Source organism: Pseudomonas sp. R3.Fl (assembly GCF_023516765.1).
Classification (GTDB): Bacteria; Pseudomonadota; Gammaproteobacteria; order Pseudomonadales; family Pseudomonadaceae; genus Pseudomonas; species Pseudomonas citronellolis.
In genome coordinates, this window is record NZ_JAMGSO010000001.1 from 5,330,893 (window position 1) to 5,348,073 (window position 17,181).

At 64.7% G+C, this 17,181-nt stretch carries 18 protein-coding genes; 5 read left to right on the forward strand and 13 right to left on the reverse strand.

Annotated elements, in window-relative coordinates:
• Nucleotides 1-239: 239 nt before the first annotated feature.
• From M8R19_RS23545 to M8R19_RS23555, 3 genes are all read left to right on the forward strand, one after another.
• Nucleotides 240-1,853: an inorganic phosphate transporter gene (locus M8R19_RS23545; RefSeq protein WP_249919066.1), complete on the forward strand. Its 1,614-nt coding sequence runs from the start codon at nt 240-242 to the stop codon at nt 1,851-1,853.
• Between the two features lie 451 nt (nt 1,854-2,304).
• Nucleotides 2,305-3,543, forward strand: coding sequence for a glutamine synthetase family protein (locus M8R19_RS23550; RefSeq protein ID WP_249920216.1), 1,239 nt, complete (start codon nt 2,305-2,307; stop codon nt 3,541-3,543).
• 193 nt (nt 3,544-3,736) lie between these two features.
• Entirely contained in the window at nt 3,737-5,068 is a 1,332-nt protein-coding gene (locus M8R19_RS23555) for an MFS transporter (RefSeq protein WP_249919067.1), read from the forward strand.
• Between the two features lie 18 nt (nt 5,069-5,086).
• Here the strand turns inward: M8R19_RS23555 and M8R19_RS23560 are convergent, their stop codons facing one another.
• The 4 genes from M8R19_RS23560 to flgA form a co-directional block, all read right to left on the reverse strand.
• On the reverse strand, nt 5,087-5,836 hold the full coding sequence (locus M8R19_RS23560) for a flagellar brake protein (protein ID WP_135499861.1): 750 nt from the start codon (nt 5,834-5,836) through the stop codon (nt 5,087-5,089).
• 90 nt (nt 5,837-5,926) lie between these two features.
• Nucleotides 5,927-6,394, reverse strand: a complete 468-nt coding sequence (locus tag M8R19_RS23565) for a flagella synthesis protein FlgN (RefSeq protein ID WP_043319397.1) — start codon at nt 6,392-6,394, stop codon at nt 5,927-5,929.
• A 40-nt stretch (nt 6,395-6,434) separates the two neighbouring features.
• A complete protein-coding gene (gene flgM / locus M8R19_RS23570; protein WP_009620820.1) occupies nt 6,435-6,752 on the reverse strand; it encodes a flagellar biosynthesis anti-sigma factor FlgM in 318 nt (105 codons plus the stop codon).
• Between the two features lie 133 nt (nt 6,753-6,885).
• A complete protein-coding gene (gene flgA, locus M8R19_RS23575; protein ID WP_249919068.1) occupies nt 6,886-7,575 on the reverse strand; it encodes a flagellar basal body P-ring formation chaperone FlgA in 690 nt (229 codons plus the stop codon).
• Between the two features lie 138 nt (nt 7,576-7,713).
• On the opposite strand from flgA, the gene M8R19_RS23580 reads away from it, so the two are divergent.
• Both M8R19_RS23580 and cheR read left to right on the forward strand, forming a co-directional pair.
• Nucleotides 7,714-8,646: a chemotaxis protein CheV gene (locus M8R19_RS23580; protein WP_009620824.1), complete on the forward strand. Its 933-nt coding sequence runs from the start codon at nt 7,714-7,716 to the stop codon at nt 8,644-8,646.
• A gap of 110 nt (nt 8,647-8,756) precedes the next feature.
• Nucleotides 8,757-9,563, forward strand: a complete 807-nt coding sequence (gene cheR / locus M8R19_RS23585; protein ID WP_283939718.1) for a protein-glutamate O-methyltransferase CheR — start codon at nt 8,757-8,759, stop codon at nt 9,561-9,563.
• 191 nt (nt 9,564-9,754) lie between these two features.
• On the opposite strand, the gene radC is transcribed toward cheR, so the two are convergent.
• The 9 genes from radC to M8R19_RS23630 form a co-directional block, all read right to left on the reverse strand.
• Nucleotides 9,755-10,249 carry a RadC family protein gene (gene radC, locus M8R19_RS23590; RefSeq protein WP_249919070.1) on the reverse strand — a complete coding sequence of 165 codons (495 nt, stop codon included), beginning with the start codon at nt 10,247-10,249 and terminating at the stop codon, nt 9,755-9,757.
• A 99-nt stretch (nt 10,250-10,348) separates the two neighbouring features.
• Nucleotides 10,349-10,747, reverse strand: coding sequence for a hypothetical protein (locus tag M8R19_RS23595; protein ID WP_249919071.1), 399 nt, complete (start codon nt 10,745-10,747; stop codon nt 10,349-10,351).
• A gap of 155 nt (nt 10,748-10,902) precedes the next feature.
• Entirely contained in the window at nt 10,903-11,235 is a 333-nt protein-coding gene (locus tag M8R19_RS23600; protein ID WP_249919072.1) for a hypothetical protein, read from the reverse strand.
• A 77-nt stretch (nt 11,236-11,312) separates the two neighbouring features.
• Complete coding sequence (locus M8R19_RS23605) at nt 11,313-11,495, reverse strand: hypothetical protein (RefSeq protein WP_249917523.1); 183 nt, start codon at nt 11,493-11,495, stop codon at nt 11,313-11,315.
• Nucleotides 11,492-12,433, reverse strand: a complete 942-nt coding sequence (locus M8R19_RS23610) for a recombination directionality factor (protein ID WP_249919073.1) — start codon at nt 12,431-12,433, stop codon at nt 11,492-11,494. The genes M8R19_RS23605 and M8R19_RS23610 overlap by 4 nt, the downstream gene beginning before the upstream one ends.
• A gap of 88 nt (nt 12,434-12,521) precedes the next feature.
• Complete coding sequence (locus M8R19_RS23615) at nt 12,522-13,529, reverse strand: YqaJ viral recombinase family nuclease (protein WP_249919074.1); 1,008 nt, start codon at nt 13,527-13,529, stop codon at nt 12,522-12,524.
• 88 nt (nt 13,530-13,617) lie between these two features.
• Complete coding sequence (locus tag M8R19_RS23620) at nt 13,618-14,586, reverse strand: DUF932 domain-containing protein (protein ID WP_249919075.1); 969 nt, start codon at nt 14,584-14,586, stop codon at nt 13,618-13,620.
• A gap of 104 nt (nt 14,587-14,690) precedes the next feature.
• Nucleotides 14,691-15,020 (reverse strand): hypothetical protein, encoded by a 330-nt coding sequence (locus M8R19_RS23625; RefSeq protein WP_249917527.1) that lies wholly within the window; start codon nt 15,018-15,020, stop codon nt 14,691-14,693.
• Nucleotides 15,021-15,176: 156 nt separating this feature from the next.
• Entirely contained in the window at nt 15,177-16,874 is a 1,698-nt protein-coding gene (locus M8R19_RS23630) for a YfjI family protein (protein ID WP_249919076.1), read from the reverse strand.
• Between the last annotated feature and the right edge of the window lie 307 nt (nt 16,875-17,181).

Here is a 17,181-nt window from a genome sequence, read left to right on the forward strand (position 1 = left end):
TAACGCCTCTGGCGTTATCCGCCGTTTGACCTTGGTCGCCGGCCCGCTCGCTGTCGAGCTTGGCGCAGGTCACGCATTCTCCCGGTTCGGCCGAGGCAGGGGCGGAGAGGAGGGTGAGGCGGCGTATAACCGCGAACGGTTATACGCCCTACGCCAGGGATGTTCTCGGCCTCCAAGACATAAATTGTCACACTTGCCCGTCATGCTGGCGCGGTCATCCCCCGCAACCGGATTCCCGCATGACTAGCGAAACCCTGGCCAGGGACGGCGCCGCCGTTCTCGAAGGCCGTCCGCACCTGGACAGCAAGCCCGGCCGCCTCACCGCCCTGGCGTTCTATGCATTGCTGGCCGTCGGCCTGCTGTTCTCCGCCTGGAGCCTGGTCCACGACGTCGACGAGGTGGCCAGCGCGGTCACCACCTGGACGCCTTTCCTGCTGCTCGGCGTGGCGCTGCTGATCGCCCTGGGGTTCGAGTTCGTCAACGGTTTCCACGACACCGCCAACGCCGTGGCCACCGTCATCTATACCCATTCGCTGCCGCCGCACTTCGCGGTGGTCTGGTCCGGCTGCTTCAACTTCCTCGGCGTGCTGCTCTCCAGCGGCGCGGTGGCCTTCGGCATCATCGCCCTGCTACCGGTGGAGCTGATCCTGCAGGTCGGCTCCTCGGCCGGCTTCGCCATGGTCTTCGCCCTGCTGATCGCCGCCATCCTGTGGAACCTCGGCACCTGGTGGCTGGGCCTGCCGGCATCGTCCTCGCACACCCTGATCGGCTCGATCATCGGCGTCGGCGTGGCCAACGCGCTGATGCACGGCCGCGACGGCACCAGCGGCGTGGATTGGGCGCAGGCGACCAAGGTCGGCTACTCGCTGCTGCTCTCGCCGCTGATCGGCTTCGCCTGCTCGGCGCTGTTGCTGCTGGCCCTGCGCCTGCTGGTGAAGAACCGCGCGCTGTACAAGGCACCCAAGGCCAAGGCGCCGCCGCCGTGGTGGATCCGCGGCCTGCTGGTGCTGACCTGCACCGGGGTGTCCTTCGCCCACGGCTCCAACGACGGGCAGAAGGGCATGGGCCTGATCATGCTGATCCTGATCGGCACCGTGCCCATGGCCTATGCGCTGAACCGCACCATCCCGGCCGACCAGACCACCGCCTTCGTGGTCCTCGCCGAAGCCACCCAGCAGGGCCTGCAACGCAGCGCCCAGGGCACGGCGCCGGCCGATCCGCGCCCGGTGCTCTCGGAGTACATCCGCACCCATGAAGTGAAACCGGCCGTGGTGCCCTCGCTGGCCGCGCTGACCGGCAGCATCGGCGCCGAGGTGAAGAGCTACGGCAGCCTGGCCAAGGTGCCCGCCGAGGCCATGGCCAACGTGCGCAACGACATGTACCTGGCTTCCGAGACCATCCGCGTGATGGACAAGGACAAGGCCGGCGACTTCGACGCCGATACCCAGGCGCGGCTGATGGCCTTCAAGGGCAAGATCGACGACGCCACCCGCTTCATCCCGCTGTGGGTGAAGATCGCCGTGGCCATCGCCCTCGGCCTGGGCACCATGGTCGGCTGGAAGCGCATCGTGGTGACCGTCGGCGAGAAGATCGGCAAGAGCCACCTGACCTACGCCCAGGGCGCCTCGGCCGAGGTGGTGGCGATGCTCACCATAGGCGCGGCTGACATGTACGGCCTGCCGGTGTCCACCACCCACGTGCTGTCCTCCGGCGTGGCCGGGACCATGGCGGCCAACGGCTCGGGCCTGCAGATGCGCACCATCCGCAACCTGCTGATGGCCTGGGTGCTGACGCTGCCGGCGGCCATCGTGCTGTCCGCCTCGCTGTACTGGCTGTTCACCAAGTTGTTCTGACGGATAGCCAGGTTCGAAGCGCCGCCCCTCGGGGCGGCGTTTTCGTTCATGGGCGCGGTGTGTGGCGTACCCGTAGGAACAACTGTCTATTGGGCTATTGGGTTCCCGCGTTCGCGGGAATGACGTCGGAAAACACGACTCTCGCCCCGTCATTCCCGCGAACGCGGGAAACCAGCGGCGGTTCGCGAGCAAGCTCGCTCCTACAGGGTGGGGCCGCGCTCTTCGTAGGAGCGAGCTTGCTCGCGAACAAAAAACATCCCTTTTGCCTGCTTGAAATATCGAACGACCGGTGCGTATTTTGTACAGGTCGCACAGCCTGTGTGCGGCCGTACTACAAGGATAAGAAGTCATGACTAGCGAAGGACGCAGCCCGCTCGCCGAGCGCCTGGCTGGAGTCGAAGAGATCGAATGCGTCACCCCCGACCTCAACGGGGTGCCGCGCGGCAAGGTGATGACCGGCGAGGGCTTCCTTTCCGGGCGGCGCCTGCAGCTGGCCCGCGGCGTGCTGCTGCAGTGCATCATGGGCGGCTACCCGCCGGCGCGCTTCTACGGCAGCGACGACGGCGACCTGGCCCTGGTCGCCGAGCCCACCCAGGTCCACCGCCTGCCCTGGAGCGACACTCCGCGCGCCCTGGCCATCTGCGACGCGGTGGAGCTGGACGGCCAGCCCTCCGGCCTGTCCAGCCGCGGCCTGCTCAAGCAGGTGGTGGCGCGCTATGCCGAACATGGCTGGCAACCGGTGGTGGCCACCGAGCTGGAATTCTTCGTCTTCGCCCCCAACCCGGACCCGCAACAGCCGTTCCAGCCGCCGCTGGGCCTGGACGGCCGCCGCGAGATGGGCCATTCGGCGTTCAGCGTGTCGTCCAACAACGGCCTGCGTCCGTTCTTCGAGGACGTCTACCGCTGCATGGCCGCGGTGGGGCTGGAGCGCGACACCTTCATGCACGAGATGGGCACCAGCCAGTTCGAGATCAACTTCCTGCACGGCGACCCGGTGCTGCTGGCCGACCAGACCTTCCTGTTCAAGCACCTGCTCAAGGAAGTGGCGCTCAAGCACGGCCTGCTCGTCGTGTGCATGGCCAAGCCGCTGGCGCACACCCCGGGCAGCTCCATGCACATCCACCAGAGCGTGGTAGACGGCGAGGGCCGCAACATCTTCAGCGACGCCGAGGGCGAGGCCACGCCGGCCTTCCGTCATTTCATCGGCGGCCTGCAGGCCTGCCTGGCCGACTTCACCCTGCTGTTCGCGCCCAACGTCAACTCGTTCCAGCGCCTGTGCCACCCCTACGCCTCGCCGAACAACGCCTGCTGGTCCCACGACAACCGCGCCGCCGGCCTGCGCATCCCGGCCAGCCCGCCGGTGGCGCGGCGGGTGGAGAACCGCCTGGCGGGCGCCGACGCCAACCCCTACCTGGCCATCGCCGCCAGCCTGGCCGCCGGCCTGCACGGCATCGACAACGAGCTGGAGCCCACTGCGGCCATCCAGGGCGAGTTCGAGGTGCCGGACGAACTGCTGCTGCCCTGCACCATGTACGACGCCTTGCGCCGCCTGAAGCGCAGCGAGCTGGCGCGGCGGATGTTCGGCGCCGAATTCGTCGACGGCTACGTGGCCAGCAAGGAGCTGGAGCTGACCAGCTTCTTCGACGAAATCACCCCCTGGGAACGCCGGGTGCTGGCCGCCCAGGCCTGAGGCCGAGCGGAGCCCGCCACGGCGGGTTCCGACCGCCGGCTTTGCCATGGACGACGCCTTTCTTTGCGTACCCGTCAAAGGGCTCGACGCGCCTTGCGGCAGGCTCTAGGCTGGTAGCGAACGCCCGCCTTCGCGCGGGCGTGCTTCGTGTAGTACGGCGGCGTCCTGCCGCCCGTCTTGGACCGGAGGTCCGATGCGGATTTTCACTGCCTTCCGTGCGCTTTACTTCGCCACCCTCACTTTGCTCACCGGCTCCGGCCTGCTGAGTACCTACCTGGGCCTGCGCCTGGCCGCCGAGAAGGTCGACGGCCTGTGGATCGGCGCCATGATGGCGGCCTATTACCTGGGCCTGGTGCTGGGCGGCAAGATCGGCCACCGGCTGATCGCCCGCGTCGGCCACATCCGTGCCTACGTCGCCTGCGGCGGCCTGGTGGTGGCGGCGGTGCTGGGCATCGGCCTGACCAGCTGGCCGGCGATCTGGCTGCTGCTGCGCACGCTCATCGGCCTGGGCATGATGTGCCAGTACATGGTCATCGAGAGCTGGCTCAACGAGCAGGCCGAGGCGCGCCAGCGCGGCGCGGTGTTCGCCGGCTACATGGTGGCTTCCTACCTGGGCCTGGTGGCCGGCCAGCTGATCCTGGTGGCGCACCCGGGGCTGGGCCCGGACCTGCCGATGATGATCGCGCTGGCCTTCGCCCTGTCGCTGATCCCGGTGTCCATCACCCACAAGGTCCACCCCGCGCCGCTGCGCCCGGCGCCGCTGGAGCCGCGCTTCTTCATCCAGCGGGTGCCGCAGTCGCTGACCACGGTGCTGGTCTCCGGGCTGGTGATCGGCTCCTTCTACGGCCTGGCGCCGCTGTACGCCACCGAGCAGGGCCTGAGCGTCGAGCAGATCGGCGTGTTCATGGGCGTGTGCATCTTCGCCGGCCTGCTGGTGCAGTGGCCGCTGGGCTGGCTGTCGGACCGTTACGACCGCGCGCTGCTGATCCGCAACGCCGGCATCCTGCTGCTGGTGTTCGCCTTGCCGTTGGCGGTGCTGCCGTCGCTGCCGATGGAGGCCATGGTGCCGATGGGCTTCATGGTCTGCCTGGTGCAGTTCACCCTCTACCCGCTGGCGGTGGCTTTCTCCAACGACCACGTCGAGGGCGAGCGGCGGGTATCGCTGACCGCCATGCTGCTGGTCACCTTCGGCGTCGGCGCCTGCATCGGCCCGCTGGCGACCGGCGCGCTGATGCGGGCGTTCGGCCCGAACATGCTCTATGCCTTCGCCGCGGCCTGCGCGCTGATCGTCATCTGGCGCGTGCGCCCGGAGAAGGTCAGCGGCCTGCACCGTGTCGACGAGGCGCCGGTGAAGCACGTGCCCACGCCGGACAGCCTGGCCAGCTCGCCGCTGTCGGCGGCGCTCGACCCGCGGGTGGCCGACGAAACGGTGGAAGAACAGATGAAGACCACCCCGGCGCCAGCGCCTGCGGCGCCCGAGACAGCCGGCGTGCCCGAGGCGGAAGAGGAAAGTCGGCCGGGGTAGGGCGGGGAAGGGCGGGCGCTAGAACAGCTCGTCCTTCTCGAAGCGCCGCGCTTCGCGCTGCAGCTGGTAGACGAAGCGCTCGATGTGGCGCTGCTCCAGGCCGCTCAGGCGGTTGAAGCGCAGGCCGGCGAAGCTGGCGTTGACCTTCTCGTCGAAGTGCACGTGGCGCAGTTCCACTTCCAGGGTGATGGCGCCGAACGGCAGGCGGGCGGTGAAGCGCTCGTAGAGCTGGCCGGGTTGCAGGCGCTCGTGCACGTCGCCGGCGAAGCGCACTTTGCAGCCGGTAGCGGAGATGTCCAGCAGGTTGCCGCTCAGCGCGGCCTTGAGCTTGTCGCCGGCCAGTTCCACGGCGACCGGCTGGGTCTGCTTGAGGGCGGCGCGGTAGGCGTTGCGGCGCTGGTGGTAGAGCATCTCGGCGGGCATCGGCAGCCAGTAGCAGCGGGCGCCGTCGAGTTCGCTGAACTGCGCGGCCTGCTGGCATTCCCAGGCGATCCGCACGCCTTCGTGGAAGGCCTCGATGCGGAAGTTTTCGCCGTTTTGCAGGAAGCGCTCGCCGTCGTTGGGGATCAGTTCGTCCAGGGCTACCCGGTTGCGTTCGCGGTCCACCGCGACGACGAAGCTCTGGAAGCGCTGGTTGCGCTCGGCGAAGCTGATCACCAGCGGGTCATGGCTATCCATCAGGATTCGCAGGTTGGCCTGGATCTCCACGGCCGCCTTGAGCGTTTTCGGCGGTTGCGGGCCATTTTCCTCGGCGAACGGGCTTGCCACTGTCCTACGATCTCCAGATGTATTTATTGTGGGAATTTTCTTTTGCAAGGCGATGGCATTCTGCCGCATCGCCCTGCCGGGCGCCAGGGTTCAGGCCTGGCTGAGGGGACGCTGGCGGCTGCCCTGGGTCGCGCCGCCGCGGCGGTCGTAGAGACTGGGGGTGTCCTGGCCGCGGAGGATGTCCAGAAGGCGACCGGTGGCGTGCTGGTTGTTGCGGATGATGCGGCCGTTGCGCAGGTTGGCCTGCTGGCACTGTTCCAGCAGCGCCGCCAGGCGCTCGCTGAGTTCCACGGTACCCGGCTCCACCTTGCCCTGCGCGGCCAGCGCGGCGAGGCCGGCGCGGTCGCTGCTGACGCCGGCCTGGCGCAGCGTCTCGCTGCGCTGGCGGCCATTGCGCTCCAGCTGCTGGAGCAATGGCAGCTTGCTGTCGAGCAGGCCCTGCAGGCGCTCCAGGTCACGCGCGTCGAGGGCGTGGAATTCGTCCTCGATCAGCTGCAGAAGAGCCTCGGCGGCGCCGATATCCTCGGTGATCAGGTGGAGCAGGCTGGCGTTTGGCATGGCGGCTCGGCGTTCAGGGCGTCCTTGGGGAACCCCGCGCTCAGCGCTGGGATTCGAAGTCGAGCAGTTTGCCGGCGACTTTCTGGCTGTCGACCTGGTAGCTGCCATCGGCGATGGCCTGCTTCAGCCGCGCGACCTTTTCCGAGTCGACGACGGGTTGGTCTTTCAGCTGGTCGCTGGCTTTCTGCAATTGCTGGGCGGTGCTGCTCAGTTGCACGGACTCACCGCTGCCAGCGGCCGACGCGCTGCCGGCGCTTTCGCTGCCGGCGGCTTCGCTGCGGCCGGCCTGGGGCTTGCCGGTGCTGCCGGTGGAGACCGGCGCGCTGGCATTGTTCAGCCGGTTGAAGTCGATGACCATGGTAGTGAACCTCTGCGGGTTTAGGACGCTTGCCTGTAGGTTTCGGCTGACATCCGTAAAACTTTAGGGCGGTTTTTCGTGCGCCTTCGCACAGTTTAGTGAAGGCTGGCGCGCCAGCGCCAGACTTCCGCCGCTAGAGCGTGACCTGCACCGCGCCTGGTTCCACCACCCGGGCCCTGATGATGCGCTGCGAACGCAGGTTGCGCACGCGAATCTGCTCGCCGGGCACCCCGTCGGCCATGGCCTCGCCGGGCATCACCACGTTGACCGCGCCGGTCTGCGCGCGGATCACCACCTGGTCGCCCTTGCGCACCGCCGCGGCCTGTTCGAGGAAGACCGGGGCGAGGATCTGGTCGCTGACCGTCGGTCGCTTGAGCTTCTGCCCCACGGCCTGCTGCGGGTCGGTCAGGTAGCCCTGGCTGAGCAGGCCGATGTCGCGCTCCATCAGGCTGATGTCGCCCGGCTCCAGCACGTGGTCGCGCTTGAGCGGCTGGGTGGTCACCACCACCTGGCGGAACAGCTTGACCTGCGCCGGCACGTACACCGACCAGGGAGAGGAGCCTTCGCAGCGCACCAGCACTGAGACGCGCCCCACCGGTTGCGCGGGGCTTTCCAGGGATTGCGTCAGGTCCTTGTCGCAGGCCGCCAGGCGCAGGCGCGGGTCGATGCGCGCCACTTCTATCTCGTAGCGTGCGTCGATACCGCTGCGTTGCAGATAATCTTCCACCTTGAACTCAAGAAAGCCCTGGGTGGAGCCGATAAGAATCTCGGGCGCGGTGAAGTCGTCGGCCCAGGTCGGACCCGGGGCGAACGCGCCCAGCATGCCGAGCACTCCGCAGAGTGTCAGGGCATGGGCTCGGGACCGTCGGAAAAACGTCGTTGGCAGTTTCATGCCACGACTTCAAGCAAGGCTCGTGCCGATTGCCGCCCTGGGCGGCACGGCGGATACGAAGGGGGCGCAATGGCCGGAGTCATGGATTCGGTCAACCAGCGAACGCAGCTGGTTGGGCAGAATCGTCTCGAACTGCTGCTGTTCCGGCTGGATGGCAGCCAGTTGTACGGCATCAACGTGTTCAAGGTGAAGGAGGTACTGCAGTGCCCGCGCCTGACCGTGATGCCCAAGTCCAGTCCGGTGGTGCGCGGGGTGGCGAACATCCGTGGCGGCACCATTCCGATCCTCGACCTGTCGATGGCCACCGGCCGTCGCGGCCTGCGCGAGATCGACAACAGCTTCGTGATCATCACCGAGTACAACACCAAGGTGCAGGGCTTCCTGGTGCATTCGGTGGAACGCATCGTCAACATGAACTGGGAGGAGATCCATCCGCCACCCAAGGGCACCGGCCGCGACCACTACCTGACGGCGGTGACGCGGGTGGACAAGCAACTGGTGGAGATCATCGACGTGGAGAAGATCCTCGCCGAGGTCGCGCCCACCAGCGAGGACATCTCCGAAGGCGTGATCGACGCCGACACCCAGGCCCAGGCGGTGACCAAGCGGGTGCTGGTGGTGGACGACTCCTCGGTGGCGCGCAAGCAACTGATCCGCTGCCTGGAGACCGTGGGCGTGGAAGTGCTCGCGCTCAATGACGGACGCCAGGCGCTGGACTACCTTCAACAGATGCTGGCCGCCGGTGGCAATCCGGGCCAGGAATTGCTGATGGTGATCTCCGACATCGAGATGCCGGAAATGGATGGCTACACCCTGACCGCGGAGATTCGCCACGATCCGCGGCTGCAGGACCTGCACATTCTCCTGCATACTTCGCTGTCCGGGGTGTTCAACCAGGCGATGGTGCGGAAGGTCGGCGCCAACGACTTCCTCGCCAAGTTCCGGCCCGATGATCTGGCGGCGCGTGTCGTCGAGCGCATCAAGGCGGCGGACGCACGCTGAGGAGGGCACTTCGGGGTAGTCTGCAACGGCCGGGGGCGACCCCGGCCGCCTGGCGTCGGGATCGACGCCCGGCCAACTGGAAAGAGGCGTGATCGGTGACATCGACCAACATGGAATTCGAGCTGTTCCGGGACTTCCTGGAAAAGGCCTGCGGCATCGTCCTGGGTGCCAACAAGCAGTACCTGGTCGCCAGCCGCCTGAACAAGCTGATGGAGCAGCAGGGCATCAAGAGCCTGGGCGAGCTGGTGCAGAAGATCCAGGTCCGCAGCCAGCTGCGCGAGCAGGTGGTGGATGCCATGACCACCAACGAGACCCTCTGGTTTCGCGACACCTACCCCTTCGAGGTGCTGAAGAACCGCATCCTCGCCGAGCTGATCAAGGCCAACCCGGGCCAGCGCCTGCGCATCTGGTCGGCGGCCTGCTCCTCGGGGCAGGAGCCCTATTCGCTGTCGATGACCATCGACGAGTTCGAGAAGACCAACCTCGGCCAGCTCAAGGCCGGCGTGCAGATCGTCGCCACCGACCTCTCCGGTTCCATGCTCAACGCGGCGAAGGCCGGCGAGTACGACAGCCTGGCCATCGGCCGCGGGCTGTCCCAGGAGCGCCTGCAGCGCTACTTCGACACCAAGGGGCCGGGGCGCTGGGCGGTGAAGCCGGCGATCAAGGGCCGCGTCGAGTTCCGCGCGCTGAACCTGCTGGAGAGCTACGCCACCCTCGGCAAGTTCGACCTGATCTTCTGCCGCAACGTGCTCATCTACTTCTCCGCCGAGGTCAAGCGCGACATCCTGCTGCGCATGCACGCGGCGCTCAAGCCCGGCGGCTATCTGTTCCTCGGCGCCTCCGAGGCGCTCAACGGGCTGCCGGAGCATTACCAGATGGTCCAGTGCAATCCGGGGATCATCTATAAGGTGAAGTAAGAATAATGTTGCCTAGTGACTCGATTTTTCCTGTGTCCCGGCTGCGAACGCTCTAATCCTCCTAGTTTTGTGAATAGTCAAAAAATTAAAAACTGCCCCTCCGGACAGCCATTAGGCTGTCCGGAGGGGCATTGTGGCATCCACCGAGTTTATGCATACCCCTAGTTTTTTCTCCAGCAGGAAGTGGACGATTAGAGATACCCTTGCTCCGCCAGCGATACACAGCCCTCGCCCCCGACGATGATGTGATCCAGCGTGCGCATGCCGACGAGCTCGAGTGCCTGCTTGAGTGTGGTCGTCAGCGCGTAGTCCGCCTGGCTAGGCTGCGGATCACCGGAGGGATGGTTATGCACCAGAATCACGGCGGCGGCGTTGTACGACAGTGCAAACTTCACCACCTCGCGGGCGTATACGCAGGTGGTGTCGAGCGTGCCGCGAAAAAGTTCCTGAAAGCGGATAATCCGGTGCTTGTTATCCAGTAGCAGCAAGGCGAATACCTCATGTTCATGGTCCTGCAAGAGAATCTGCAGATGGCTGAACACTGCCTTGGGATGCTGCAGGGGTTGCCCTTTTCTGAATCGCCGGCGGGCCAGTTGCTGGGCCATTGTCAAGATGTCGGCTTCGGTCAGAGGGACCTCGGCGATATACGTGCCGACGGATTCGCCGGTTTTGAACTTGGTGTTCATCGGGACTCCATGGGTAAGCGTTGAATACGGGGATAACGAGCGGCCTGGCCTGCTGAGGGCCAGGCGATGCTTGCGCTGAAGAAGCGCGTTGGGGCGGGCTCAAGCCCGTGGCTGGTGTGAGCGTGCTGCCGAGTGATGGCGACGTGCGTGATAGGCACGGACCTTCTCTCTCCAGTCGATGGAAAGCGCCTTCGTCATCTCGAGGTAGCTGAGGGGGCAGGAGTAATAGTAGGGCGCCATGGACTCGTCCATGGCCTTGTAGCCCCATGAGCCACCACTGCGCTGCAACAGGTCGCAGCGGATGTAACGCAGCAATTCGCCGGGGGCGAGATGCGGGTGAACCCCAGCCGCCTTCGCCGTCACTTCACTGACGGACCACAGCACGTTGCCGCGCAAGGTGTGCGCAATCACCCGCACACGGGCCTGGGCGGTGTCTGTGGGGCGGATCAGCGCCTGGATGAGTTCGGAGCGGGTATGGGATGAGAAGAGCCAGCCCATGGGGTGTGTCTCCTAGAAATGGACCGAGATTCATCCCCCTGGACGAACCTCGGCAGGTGGATGAAAGCGCTGCAGCGCGGGTGTAATGGAAGGATCACGGCACGGTGGCCGGGTAATCCGGTGGCGGGAGGATCGGTGGCGAACGTGATGCTGCGCTAGCGGTGAGATACGGGCTGTTCGTCGTACTTCGCGCCGCAGCGCAGGCAGAGACAGTCGTACTCCATGAACTGGAAACGACGCACGTCACGAATGAAATCGCGGGTGCTGTTCCAGTTCGCCGCCGCGCCGCAAACCCCATCGAGCATCAGGTTGAAGGCCTGTTCCAGCGGACTTTCGCAATGCCGGTCCGACGTGATCGGCTGTCGGGACGGCGAGTGTTGGATGCCACGCAGAAAGCCGTCCAGCGTGCCTATCAGCCGGGCCAGCGCTTTCGCGGCGTCCTTGGACAGCACCACGGACGAGTTACAGATCAGGCACCGTGTGATCATGGTGAGTACTCCTGGAGATTGAAATGAGCGATCGGCGAGTAGGCGCCGGAGTGGCTGTTGCTGATGCCGTGACGGGGCTAGCAGGAAATCCGCAGACCAAGTCGCTGAAGCAGCCGGTGGAACAGGATCAAGGCCAGCACGATGGCCAGTGCCAGCGGCCAGAAACGCAGCATGAGCACCAGCAGTGCCACCCCCCCGGCACAGCCGGCCAACACGCTGACGAACACGAACAGCAAGCCCAAAAAGCGCAGCAGGTTCATGGCGTGGCCCTCTTGGTCGAGGAGGTGATGCAGATGGCCCGGGGTTTGTTGGCGCGAGCGTGCAACAGCGCACTCAGGGTGGTGCTCGGCCCGCTGGGAGGTTCTACGGCCGGGACCGCCTTCGGCGGCTCGGCAGCCGGCTCCGGAGTCACCCCGTCGGCAAGGGGGCCGGTTTCGTCGTCACGGTCTTCGAAAGCCCCATTGGCCAGGCACCACCGTGCGGCGCTATCCAGCGCGGCCTGATCGAACCCCGCCGCCTGGCGCGCCTCGTCGAGCTCCCGGGCTTGCCGCAGGGCATCCTCCATCGACACCCCATTGCGCAAGGTGATGTCGACATAGAAAATGGGGAGGCCATGGCTCTGTGAGGTGGACTTGCCGCGCAGGCACAGCTCCAGCGGCAGGCAGGCCAGGCGGTTGCCGGAAATCGCCTGCAGGTACTGCAGCCGGGCTGCCAGGGTACGAATGCTGTTGAAGCTGGAGGTGCGGAATACGAAGCTGCCCAAGGGATCGTCGTCGCCGATGGCGACGTTGAGACGGCCATAGGGCTTGCAGGCTCCTCCCTTGGCCAGCGGGCAGCCATCGGGTGAAGGGCACGGATGCGCGAGGATGCCGTCCTGGCCACGGCGCTTGCAGGTCTCGCCATTGCCGACGCACAGCGGCCGCCCGGACTGCGGATCGAACAGGCAGTACTCGGCACGGAAGTTCAGCTCCGGCGCGTTGAACAGTAAGCGGATCGGAATGCTGCGAAGCGTGCCGTCCTGGGCGTTACGCAGTGTCTCGTCCAGGGGGTGGGGTAGCCAGTCATCCCAGCACTGGATCTGCGAGGTAACCGTGAATTGATCGTCTTTCTCCGGCAAACGCTTGCCGTTCTTCTCGACGACCTTGCCGATGGAAATCCGCCCGAGCACCGGCGGGGTAATGGCCAAGCCTTTGAGCATGGTGGTTCTCCAGTGGATGAATAAAAAGGGCCATGCCGACGCTGGGGAAGCGCCGGCATGGCCAATGAGGGAAATGAGGGAATCGAAATCAGGTGATCAGGAAGCGCCGGCTGCCAATCTTGGTGGTGGGATAGCGTGCCAGCAGGTAAGGTTTTTCCTTGAGCAGCCGCGGTACATCGAGCACCACGCTGTCCTTGGCCTTGCGCCAGGACACCGCGCCGTTGGCGAACAGCGCTCGACTGGCCTCCCCCATGGCCTGTTGCAGTTGTTGCTTCAGTTCGGCTTCGCGCTTCCCCTGAATCTCCAGGCTGGCGCGGACAGACTGCAACTCGTCGAAGGCTGCCGACAGCAGCGGTTCCTGGGTGAAGTCCAGGGTATGGCCCTGGTCCTCCGGGTACAGGCAGCGTAGGGCTTGCGCTGCTGACTCCGAGCCATCCGCCGGCGGTGACGTATCGCTCTGCACGTAGCCCCAGAAGTCCCGTTCCAGCTCGATCAGTTGAGCGATGAGCGCGTCATCGCGCTCGAGACGATGGACTTCCAGGTGCTGGCCACCGAGCAGTACCGCCACGTCGGCTGCCTGCTTACCGGTGACCGCCAACTGGTGCATCACCTGCAACTGCACGTACACCGGCACGCCGTCCTTCCAGGACAGTGCCCCATTGAGGCCGGCAGTCTTGCATTCGAGAATCTGTACGTCGCTGGCACCGATGACCTCGCGGTCGATGTTGGCCAGCATCCAGTTCAATTTCGGATCAGGGTGCTGCAACACGGCATTGACCCGGCGTACCCGGTTGCCGGTACGGCGGCGGTAGTGGGTGGCGACGATGGGCTCGAGCATGTTGCCCCAATAGGTCGGGCTTTCCTCATCCGTGGGATCGCTCTTGGGCAGCCCGGCATCACGGCCGGTCTTCTCCAGCCACAGCTCCAACTGCGACTTGTAGGGGTTGAGGCCGACCGCAGCCGCGGCGTCCGAACTGCCGATACCGTGCTTGCGTACGGCCAGCCAGTCCTCGCGGGACAGCTCTTTGGTGCCGACCAGGCGCAGGGCGGGACGTGGCCGGCTTCGGGGGGCGGGTGTGGCAGAGGCATGAGCCATTGGATGTTCCTCCGGACATAAAAAATGCCCGACCGGCAGAGCCGGTCGGGCGTTTAGGAAAGGGTGGCGTTGAACGCGACGGGGATGTTCAGGCCACCAGCTTCAAGGCTGCATCCAGCGCACGTTGTTTGATGACGGCGCCCTGGCCGAACCAGGCCGAGTCCATGCGGTATTCCGTGCTGCGTGCTCGCCGCTGGTGATCGACGAACTCGGTGACTGCGTTGAGCAGACCCCAGGCGGTGCCGTTGGCTGACTCAAGGTTGCTGCCACGGCCTTGTCCCTGGTACAGGCTTTCCACCTTTTGCATGGCGCGAATGTTCGGCACGCCATTGGCCTGCTGGGTGTTGGAGGCGTGATCCCCCAGCACCGTGGTGAGGAAGCTCAACACCTCCTTGGACGTCACCTTGCGCCCGGCCAGGGTGCGCAGGCGGTACATGAAGTCGTCCCATTGCGAAACGGCGATGCCCAGTTGCTGCTTCACCTGCTGCGGATCGAAGCGGGTGTTGTGCGGTACCTTGATCGCGCGAGTAGCGCCATCGAGGGCGATGCTCAGGGTGTTGTTGCACACCACCCGCACCGTGGTCGGCGTGGCCGTGGTAGCCAGGGTGCCGTCGCAGGAGGTGGCCAACAGCAGATAGCCGTTGACCTGGTCGTTGCCCTTGATCGCGCCCCCTTGCCCGGTACGCGCCAGCGCCCAGAACTTGCGACCGCCCTTGAGCACGCCGGCGGTTTCCAGCTCATAGCCGGAGAGCTGAGTAAGTTCGCGATAGAACTCCAGCACGTCGCGCGGCTGTACCACCTGGTAACGCTGCGAGACCACCGACAACGGCGCTTGGGTGTCGGAGCGATAAAGCACCTTCTGTTCGGGGAAGGCATGGATACTGCCCAGGTGACCGACCACGTCCGCTTTGAAATGGACCGGACTTTCCTGGATCTGCCAATCCATTCCCGCCTCACGTTGCCAGACTTCCAACGGTTGATGCGGGGACAGATGGCTACCCAGGCCGTGCCAGGGCGCGTCGCCAATATAAGCCATGCGTTCGATGAGATGAGCCATGATGGGTTTCCTGTAAGCAAGAGCCGGCCTACAGCACTGCGCACCGCGCAGCACCGGCAAAAGACATGAAGTGAACGTGAGGAAAACGGGAAGAACGGAACCGATCAGGTCGGCAGGTTGAAGCGGTGTCCGCAGATCAGACAGAGGTTGTTGGCGAGCACATGGCGATCCAACTGATCACCGAGCTGGGCGCCCAGGGCGCAGCCGCCGACGCCACCGGCCAGGCCGCCGAGCAGGGCGCCGGACAAAGAGCCGAGGGTGATGCCCAGCGGACCGGCCAGGGCACCGACCGCCGCGCCGGCTTGGCTGCCTGCCAGTGCAACGGACGCACCGCGCGCCGCGCCACCGACAGTGCCGATGACGGCACCGATCTTCAGGGCGGGGTGCAGGGATGCAATCTTGGGAGAGTGACAACGAGGACACTGCAATGACATGAAAGATCCTCCAGGGTGGTTGGTTATGTCAGGGCAGTGATATAGGACTGAGGTTTTTTGGAATGGGATCCCTTGCGGAATAATGACATCGATTATATCGACGGTCTCGATTCCAAGCGTATTCAGTAAGAATACATAGCACGCGCCAGTGTGTGCCTAATCAACCCGAATGGCGTAGAAAGGGGCATGGGTCAGCCCGTGGCGTCGTTCCGGTATCCAATATTCCTGCTCTCTGAACAGGGGGAGTTCCTTGATCGTGACGATCTCACCGTTCTTCAACTGAGGCTCTCCAGATGTCAGCAGAAGCGCTTCGCTGAATCGATAGAGGCTGCCTTCCTTTTTGATATGCCCCAGCTTGATCAGCAGTTCGAGGGTAGCCTCCAGTCGTTCGGCATTGGCTCGCCCTCGGAAACACGTGGGGCCACGTTGTTTTATCGTGGTAAGGGTGAAATGTGTCTGTATGCCAGGACGAAGACGGTTAGGCAGTGGTTCATAAGGCAGTGGTCTATTGTCGCGCAAGGCCTCTTTGTGCTTCGCTGCTTTTTTATTTCGAGCGTCCTCATCATTTCGAGGCTCCTCAGCGGCCATTCGCAACAAGAAGTTCACTAATACGTTCGCATCCGCCACAAGCGGCGGTTCGTTCGCCAAGTATTCGGTGAAGTGCTGAGAACAGAGCTGGGCAAACGTCCAGCAGAACGTAAGGGTGAAGGCATCAATCTCCCTGTCGCTGTCGAGGCCGTACTCGAAGGCATGCAGGATGGCGGCTAGACGGCTGACGTTTTCCAGCAACTTGGACGCATGGTCCTTGGCGTAATGGTACAGGCCGTTTTCCCGCATTTGCGCTTCGAGGTATCGACTGTGTTCGTACCAGAGCGCTGCGGCCGCTTCCGAAAAGCGCAGGATGTGACGCGTCTGGGGGACACCGGTCTCCAAGCGTTCACGCAGACGGGCATTGAAGGCCTGCTGGCGCGGCAGTTCAGACAGTGTGCGGGGCTCGCGGGAACCAGCCATCGGACGGGGCTTGGCGACCAGGAAACGGGCCAGAAAGCCGGTACCACGGGCCTCCTCGCCACGCCGCCCCATGAAGCGGGCGATCACACTGGGTTGGGCCATCAGCGCCAGCGTGAGACGAGCATTCTGGAGCGTGAAGCCTTCCCGGGAGATTCGGTCGACGATCACGCTGCTGCCATCCCACAGCGTGTTGAGCTTGTCGAGTTCGCCCAGCACCTTGCCACTGAAAATGCTGTTGGCTTCGCTGGTCAGCATGCAGGCATTGGGCATGTTCTCGTGCAGCATCAGGACCAGCGCCTGGGGCGTGGTGTCCTCATAGAGGAACTTGCCCGAGCGGGGAGGACGGGGTTCGGTCCGGACATGCGCCTCATAGGCCTTTCGGGCCTTCTCTGCTTCTGTCTCGTCGTTTTGGCGGCGGAAGGTGACGTACTCGCGCTCCAGGTGGCGCATGTCCGTATACCACAGGCGGTGAACGACTCGGTGTTCCGCCATGTCGGCCTCGTTTTGCCGGTGCGCCGCATCATTCAGGGCATTGATGGTTCCGAAGAAATAGTTCTGCGTGGTGGTCTTGCGCTCACCCGAGTCCGCGATGGTCAGCAGCATCAGCGAGGTGGGGACCTGATGGCCGGTGGGCATCTGTACATCGACATGCCCCTGGCAAGCCGTAGCCATGGCGCCGAAGGCACACATCATGGCCATTTCTCGGGACACCTGCCGTTCCCGAGACGCCTCGGTCACCGCGGCCTCGAACAGGCTGTGCTCGCGGAAACAGGGCCAACCCTCGTGAAAAGTCAGGGGCTCGACAGCGGGGGGTATCGACACAACATCCTCTTCGTTTTTCATTTTTAGCTGCTAATTCTGCTAGAGCTAGCAAAAATAGCATGTGATTTAAGAAATTCTCCATCGCAAATGATGAACACACCTCCTCTCGGCGTCCTCCCTGGGGGGGAGGCATCGAGCACGCGGAATGCACACGAAGGGGCGCCGTCCTGTAGACAGACGTTGACTCGCTGGCGGTTACCGTCCTGACCTCGTCACGGCAGTCAGACGGTTAACGCCTTGGGGGCAGGCAAAACAGTCCGCCCAGCGGTGGCCACTCTCTCAGGACTTGGCGACAGAGGCGTTCTCTCAGACAGCACGCTGCCGGGAA

Excerpts from the sequence above, each read along its gene's own strand:
- M8R19_RS23545 (WP_249919066.1), top strand. The coding sequence starts at position 240 with ATGACTAGCGAAACCCTGGCCAGGGACGGCGCCGCCGTTCTCGAAGGC.
- M8R19_RS23550 (WP_249920216.1), top strand. The coding sequence starts at position 2,305 with ATGACCGGCGAGGGCTTCCTTTCCGGGCGGCGCCTGCAGCTGGCCCGC.
- M8R19_RS23555 (WP_249919067.1), top strand. The coding sequence starts at position 3,737 with ATGCGGATTTTCACTGCCTTCCGTGCGCTTTACTTCGCCACCCTCACT.
- M8R19_RS23565 (WP_043319397.1), bottom strand. The coding sequence starts at position 6,394 with ATGCCAAACGCCAGCCTGCTCCACCTGATCACCGAGGATATCGGCGCC.
- flgM (WP_009620820.1), bottom strand. The coding sequence starts at position 6,752 with ATGGTCATCGACTTCAACCGGCTGAACAATGCCAGCGCGCCGGTCTCC.
- flgA (WP_249919068.1), bottom strand. The coding sequence starts at position 7,575 with ATGCTGGGCGCGTTCGCCCCGGGTCCGACCTGGGCCGACGACTTCACC.
- M8R19_RS23580 (WP_009620824.1), top strand. The coding sequence starts at position 7,714 with ATGGCCGGAGTCATGGATTCGGTCAACCAGCGAACGCAGCTGGTTGGG.
- cheR (WP_283939718.1), top strand. The coding sequence starts at position 8,757 with ATGGAATTCGAGCTGTTCCGGGACTTCCTGGAAAAGGCCTGCGGCATC.
- radC (WP_249919070.1), bottom strand. The coding sequence starts at position 10,249 with ATGAACACCAAGTTCAAAACCGGCGAATCCGTCGGCACGTATATCGCC.
- M8R19_RS23595 (WP_249919071.1), bottom strand. The coding sequence starts at position 10,747 with ATGGGCTGGCTCTTCTCATCCCATACCCGCTCCGAACTCATCCAGGCG.
- M8R19_RS23600 (WP_249919072.1), bottom strand. The coding sequence starts at position 11,235 with ATGATCACACGGTGCCTGATCTGTAACTCGTCCGTGGTGCTGTCCAAG.
- M8R19_RS23605 (WP_249917523.1), bottom strand. The coding sequence starts at position 11,495 with ATGAACCTGCTGCGCTTTTTGGGCTTGCTGTTCGTGTTCGTCAGCGTG.
- M8R19_RS23610 (WP_249919073.1), bottom strand. The coding sequence starts at position 12,433 with ATGCTCAAAGGCTTGGCCATTACCCCGCCGGTGCTCGGGCGGATTTCC.
- M8R19_RS23615 (WP_249919074.1), bottom strand. The coding sequence starts at position 13,529 with ATGGCTCATGCCTCTGCCACACCCGCCCCCCGAAGCCGGCCACGTCCC.
- M8R19_RS23620 (WP_249919075.1), bottom strand. The coding sequence starts at position 14,586 with ATGGCTCATCTCATCGAACGCATGGCTTATATTGGCGACGCGCCCTGG.
- M8R19_RS23625 (WP_249917527.1), bottom strand. The coding sequence starts at position 15,020 with ATGTCATTGCAGTGTCCTCGTTGTCACTCTCCCAAGATTGCATCCCTG.
- M8R19_RS23630 (WP_249919076.1), bottom strand. The coding sequence starts at position 16,874 with ATGAAAAACGAAGAGGATGTTGTGTCGATACCCCCCGCTGTCGAGCCC.